Source organism: Nocardioides sp. CPCC 206348 (genome assembly GCF_048654705.1).
Taxonomy (GTDB): domain Bacteria; phylum Actinomycetota; class Actinomycetes; order Propionibacteriales; family Nocardioidaceae; genus Nocardioides.
This window is the reverse complement of record NZ_JBMCZA010000170.1, coordinates 1,044-2,625: the sequence shown is the minus strand read 5'-3', so window position 1 is coordinate 2,625 and position 1,582 is coordinate 1,044. Positions and strand designations below refer to the sequence as shown.

At 71.4% G+C, this 1,582-nt stretch carries 2 protein-coding genes; both read right to left on the bottom strand.

What is annotated here, in order from left to right; translation table 11 throughout:
* The coding region (locus ACOADB_RS13515; protein ID WP_378599409.1) for an MFS transporter at window positions 1–1,261 on the bottom strand (1,261 nt) is incomplete at its 3' end.
* 35 nt (window positions 1,262–1,296) lie between these two features.
* The coding region (locus tag ACOADB_RS13510; RefSeq protein ID WP_378599400.1) for a hypothetical protein at window positions 1,297–1,582 on the bottom strand (286 nt) is incomplete at its 5' end.

The window sequence follows — 1,582 nt, the reverse complement described above, 5'->3', positions numbered from 1 at the left end:
GCGTGACCCGGTAGCGCACGAACGACGGCACCGCGAGCGCGGCCACCACGGTCAGCACGACGACGAGCACGCCGCCACCGGCAGCCGCGGTCGCCGTACCCACCATGGCAGCGGTGGCGCCGTGGGCGACGTCCGCGATGCGTGGTCCACCGGCGACGACGACGATGAAGATGCCCTGCAGCCGGCCGCGGACCTCGTCGGCCGCGGCGCTCTGGAGCATGGACGTGCGGAACGCGGCCGAGGCCATGTCGGCTGCGCCGCCGATCACGAGCATGAGGACAGCGAGCCCGAGCCACAGGTGCGGCGAGCCCGGGAGCTCGTCGGCACCGAACACCGCCAGGCCGAACCCGACCATCGCCAGGCCCCACACCACGATGCACCAGATCACGGCGCGCCCCTGGCCGGTGACGCGCGAGACCCAACCCGAGAACACGCCGCCGATCACCGCACCTGCGGGGATTCCGGCGAAGAGCAGTGCGAACGCGAGCCCGCCCTCCTCCGGTCCGAGGAAGCTCTCGTGGGCGATCTGCGGGAACAGCGCGCGCGGCATGCCGAAGACCATCGCGATGATGTCGACGACGAAGGACATCATCAGCACCGGCTGGGTGCGCAGGTAGGTGATCCCCTCGATCACCGAGCGCAGGCCGGGGGTGCCGGTCACGCCCTGGATCGGCAGGGACGGCAGGCGGATGACCGCGAACAGGGTCGCGAAGAGACAGACCGCGTCGGCGAGGTAGAGCCACGAGAACCCGACGAACGGGATCAGGATGCCCGCCACGAGGGGGCCGCCGATCGCACCGGCCTGCATCACCGTCATGTTCAGCGAGTTCGCCGCCGGCAGTTCGTCGGGCTCGAGGAGGCGCGGCAGGACGGCCGAGCGGGTGGGCTGGTTGACCGCGAAGAACGCCTGCTGCACGGCGAACAGGCACAGCAGCAACCAGACGTTCTCCAGTCCCAGAGCGGCCTGCAGCCAGAACAGCACCGCCGTGCCGATCAGCCCGGTCGTGGTCACCAGCAGCAGCGTGCGCCGGTCGAAGTGGTCCGCGAGCGCCCCGCCCCAGAGGCCGAACACGACCAGCGGCACCAGGCCGAAGAGCCCGGTCAGGCCGACGTACGCCGACGAGCCGGTCTGCGCGTAGATCTGGGCCGGGACGGCGACGACCGTCAGCTGCGCGCCGACGACCGTGATGATGTTCGCGGTCCACAGCCGCCGGAAGTGCTGGTTGCGCAGGGGCCGGGTGTCGGCCAGCAGTCCGCGCATCCTCACCCGGCAAGGCTACGGACCCGTTGGTCGACCTACTGAACCGGAGGCCAGCAGTACCGGTAGTGCGGGATCTTGTCGAAGTCGGTGCTCACCCAGCCGTAGCCGCTGACGACGTCGCCGACGACCTCGGCCGTGCGCACCAGTGCCCCGAGGACCCCGCGGTCCAGGGCGCTCTGCCTGTCGACCGGAGCCCGAACCGCCGTACCCACGGACAACTGGGCCTGCAGGACGTCGCGTTCGTACGACGCCCAGCGCTCGCGCCCGGCGACGTACTCGGGTGCGTCGCGGTAGGCGACGACCACCCGGCTGCCGCCGCGG